A 4,221-nucleotide genomic window follows, 5' to 3' on the forward strand; every position below is an offset into this window, starting at 1 on the left:
ATAGACTAGAGCGCCATATAGTTTAAAAAAACAGCACCATTTGGGCCTCGACCTTCGGGAGCGCCTAAAAATCGCTCATTCTGCGTTGTGTCAGCTCGAAAGAGATCTCTATTCCTTCGCTAACACGCCTTGCCTGAGCGACTTTTAGTCAGCTCTGGCGTTCGTTTTTTAAACTATATGGTGCTCTAGCGTTATAATCCCGGCACTTGCTGTTACCACAACTGCAATTGTACGTCCGATCACTCAGCTTTAAATTCGGATTGTGGCTACCACAATCACAGCAGAGCTTGCTCGATGCAAACCAACGCTCGGCAATAACTAACCTCAACTCTGGATAAGCGACATCCCTCAACACCGCTCTTTTCGCCCCTTTCTGCGTTAAGTTTGCTTGTAATAGCCGGCTATTACTTCACAACCTGGCCTTGAAAGGAACGAAAATTCCGGCATTGAGCCCTACCAGAGTCAATAAAGATAACTTCATCTATTATAATGCCCACTATCCAGAGTTGAGGTTAACTAATAAAGCATTCGCCCATTCGCACTTATAAGTAAGCTGGCGCCTAAACTCGTATAATCCAACGTCTGCAATATGACGCGCCAGTTTACCGTTTGCCATCACTCCTGGTATTAAGGTGAATCTGGAGTTTGTTCAAACCAATATGGTATTCGCCAAATTTGATGCAAAGCTAGATCAGCTACGCTTGTATGAACTGCTTAAAGAGCAAGATCTTTTAATTAGTCCTGGTGAGCCAATGCGTTTCGTTACCCATCTCGATATTAGTCGTGCAGATATCGACACTTTTTAGCATCCTTAAAAAAACGCGGTTGTCCATGCAATAAGAGTGCGTTTAACGGAGATGAAATGATTCGGACCTTGGAAAGGATCCAAGAGTCAGCAGCACAGCTCTTGACGAAGCTTGAGCTGTAAGCCTGAGTATGTTGACCTGATCAATTATACTCAAAAAGAAAAACGCAAAACCTGCGCAAAGCAGAGTTTAAAATGAATACAACTCTCTGTTTATAAATAACTGGTTATGCTATAAGTAGAACCAACGAAAGGACGATAGGGCGCATTGGTACGAATGCGATCTGATACACTGTGATGAGTATTCAATTATGAAACTGGTTTATAGCAACGAAAGTCATTTTCTTGTGAACAATGTAAAAAACCTTATCGAAGCACAAGAGATAAACACTTTTATCAAAAATGAATTCGCACAGGGGGCCGTGGGCGAAATATCCGCATTCGATTCATGGCCTGAAGTTTGGGTAATTGATGATGCAGATTATGATCGCGCAGTAGAAATTGTGAAATCTTCGCAAAGAAGTAACAATGCAGCCGATTGGATCTGTAAAAACTGCTCTGAGAAAAATGATCCCTCTTTTGAAATATGCTGGAATTGCCAGCGTGAAAAGATATAACTTCTTGCCTTTTGTATATGCCTATAAAAGCACTCCTATACAAAAGGCAAACGCTGAATCACCTCAACCTGGTTAAAAGCAGGCGGTAATTAAAATAAGCCTGAATGTGGAGTCTCTCTGTTTTGAATAATTTCATGTTTGAACTGACCCGTATTACCCACAAAGCATCCCTGGCAAAAAGCCCTAATGAGCAGGTTCAGCTGGTAGTCAGTGCGATTAAAGAGGTAATAAATGTCGATGTGTGCACCATCTACCGACGGAACAGCAATAATGATATGGCGCTACTGGCAACACATGGGCTACCAAGTAGGCATCCAATAATTATTCCGCAACATTTGGGGCTGGTTGGATTGGTGGCCGAATCCCGGCATACCCTGAATATAACCGAGCCTGCCGAACATCCTGACTATTATTTTATCCGCCAATCCGATGAGCAGGCGTTTCACAGTTTTTGTGGTACTCCATTAGTTGACCGCGGTGAGGTTATTGGTGTTTTGGTGGTGCAGAGCCGCAAGTCGGAGTTATTAGGTCAAGAACAAGAAGCTTTTGTTTCAACGCTTGCATCACACCTTGCGCTATTAGTATCTGCTATACCTCAGGAAAAAGGCGTGCTTTCCAAACACAATCTTCGTTCCAAGGGACTTAGCGGAGCATCAGGTACAGCCATCGGAAAAGTTCAACTGGTTAAGTCTGAATGCCTGATGGATTTTCCTGATTCAAATGCCCTGGAGCCGACTCATGAACTGGCACAGTGGCGAGAATTAAAAACGGCAGTTGCCGCCGAAATGCACAGAGAGCGTGACGCAGTTGAAAAAAATTTAGGCGGGAGCCTTGCTTCAATTGCTGATATTTATCAGGTGCTACTGGCCGATCGTACCTTTGGTGATAAAGTTGAAAGCTATCTCGGCAATGGCTTAAGTTTACTTACTGCGATCAAACATACTGTACGCTATTTTTCAGATATATTCCAAAGTATGAACGATCCTTATCTCCGGGCGCGGCGTGATGATATGCTTTACCTGGGCGATAAACTCTACCAAGTCTGGTTAGGCAAAAATGTTTCACAACCTAAACTTGGGCGAGGGACTCCTATTGTATTGATCGGCAACCAGATAAGCGTATCAGATATTATAAGTCTGCCTGCAGATCAACTTGTCGCGATTGTCTGCTTTTCCGGTGCCGCATTGTCACATATATCCGTATTTGCAAACGCGTTAGGCATTCCCGCTGTAATGGGCACCGGTGAGTTAAAAGGATTGAAAAGCGGCGAGCAGGTTATCGTTGACGGTAATATAGGGCAGATTATTCGTAATCCTTCCAAGCCGGTACTCAAAGAGTATAAAATCCTGGCGGGGAGTCAGTTACACATTGATCAGAAATTACAGCAGCTAATTGACAAACCGGCGATGACAACTGACGGAGTACGCATCGAATTATTTGCCAATTCCGGACTGCAGGCGGACATCATGCCCGGACTGCGTCACGGAGCGGACGGGATAGGCCTTTTTCGTACTGAAATTCCTTTTATGGTCCGTGATAACCTGCCTTCAGAAGAAGATCAGATTCAGGTCTATCAACAGGTCATCAAGGCCTATGACGGTAAGCCCGTTTATATTCGCACGTTGGATGTGGGGGGAGATAAACCTCTGCCTTACCTTCCTGTTATTGAAGAAGAAAATCCTGCATTAGGCTGGCGGGGCGTTCGTTTTACACTAGCTAATTTACAATTAATGATGACTCAGTTGCGCGCAATTATTCGCGCTGCAGAGGGACAAAAAAATATCCATATTTTACTGCCTATGCTGAGCTCCACTGCAGAACTAGATAAATGCATCGAGTTGGTTGATATGGCTTGTATGCAGCTGTCTGAGGAAGGTGTCGCCCCGGAACGCCCCAAAATAGGCATAATGGTTGAAGTTCCCGCCGTTATTCCGCTACTGCAATTCTGGCATAAGAAAATAGATTTTATTTCTATTGGTTCAAATGATTTATCACAATATCTATTAGCAACAGATAGGAATAATCCCTTTGTCGGCAAATTATTTGACTCGCTTCATCCTGCCGTCATTCATGAACTGCAACGAATTGTACAGATAGCGGAAACTTACACTATTCCGTTAAGCTTATGCGGAGAAATGGGCTCAGATCCTGTTGCCGTGATGCTGTTAATTGGACTTGGGGTTCGCAGGGTAAGCCTGAGTTCGTCCAAATTGCCATTGATTAAGTGGATCATCCGCTCGCTTTCAACAGCAGATGCACAGGAGTTTACCCGACAAGCCTTACTGCTTGATAATGCAGCTGCAATTCGGCAACTGGGTTACGCCACATTGGCAAACTTAGGTATTAATATCGATAACAATAACAGCATTAATCCATTGTAACTACTCGGGTCGTCGCTATTTAAGCCTATTTATGCGTTTGCAAATGCTCACTTAAACGACTTTTGAAATGAATTTGCAAAAATGACGTTTACAGGAGATGAAAATTTAATTTATCAGATTAGACCGTAAAACTCCGCTGCTTTAGCTCGTGGATATAAGGTCTTGAGCACGAAGTGCTCATGTTGCTTGCAGAATTAATAACACTGGTTATAATTGGCGCTGTTCCATTTAAGTGTTGGTATTAACTATACTCATAGTAGTATCCAATCTTATAGGGGGAATGTGATGGATAAAGTAACTTTCACCGCTTTCCAACACTGTATTGATGCTCTCTCTTATACAGAATTAAAGCGCTTAAATCATCAAATCGAAACTCTTCTTTCTAAAGACGAAGTCGGCCAAGTTTTGGCTAAACGTG

At 43.2% G+C, this 4,221-nt stretch carries 4 protein-coding genes; 3 read left to right on the forward strand and 1 reads right to left on the reverse strand.

The genetic code is table 11. The annotated features are described in order from the left end of the window. Nucleotides 1-148 precede the first annotated feature (148 nt). A complete protein-coding gene (locus tag ABZA00_RS16490; RefSeq protein ID WP_372883244.1) occupies nucleotides 149-355 on the reverse strand; it encodes a zinc ribbon domain-containing protein in 207 nt (68 codons plus the stop codon). Between the two features lie 277 nt (nucleotides 356-632). Here ABZA00_RS16490 and ABZA00_RS16495 point away from each other — a divergent pair, with 277 nt between their 5' ends. The 3 genes from ABZA00_RS16495 to ptsP all read left to right on the forward strand — a co-directional run bounded on the left by ABZA00_RS16495 (nucleotide 633) and on the right by ptsP (nucleotide 3,803). Beyond that, on the forward strand, nucleotides 633-806 hold the full coding sequence (locus tag ABZA00_RS16495) for a hypothetical protein (protein WP_372883245.1): 174 nt from the start codon (nucleotides 633-635) through the stop codon (nucleotides 804-806). A gap of 310 nt (nucleotides 807-1,116) precedes the next feature. After that, nucleotides 1,117-1,422, forward strand: a complete 306-nt coding sequence (locus ABZA00_RS16500) for a DUF2007 domain-containing protein (RefSeq protein WP_372883246.1) — start codon at nucleotides 1,117-1,119, stop codon at nucleotides 1,420-1,422. 122 nt (nucleotides 1,423-1,544) lie between these two features. Beyond that, complete coding sequence (gene ptsP / locus ABZA00_RS16505; RefSeq protein ID WP_372883247.1) at nucleotides 1,545-3,803, forward strand: phosphoenolpyruvate--protein phosphotransferase; 2,259 nt, start codon at nucleotides 1,545-1,547, stop codon at nucleotides 3,801-3,803. Nucleotides 3,804-4,221 lie beyond the last annotated feature (418 nt).

It is taken from the genome of Psychromonas sp., from assembly GCF_041586535.1.
In the GTDB taxonomy this organism is placed as follows: Bacteria; Pseudomonadota; Gammaproteobacteria; order Enterobacterales; family Psychromonadaceae; genus Psychromonas.

Coding starts and splice junctions, on each gene's coding strand:
- ABZA00_RS16500 (WP_372883246.1), top strand. CDS start 1,117: ATGAAACTGGTTTATAGCAACGAAAGTCATTTTCTTGTGAACAATGTA.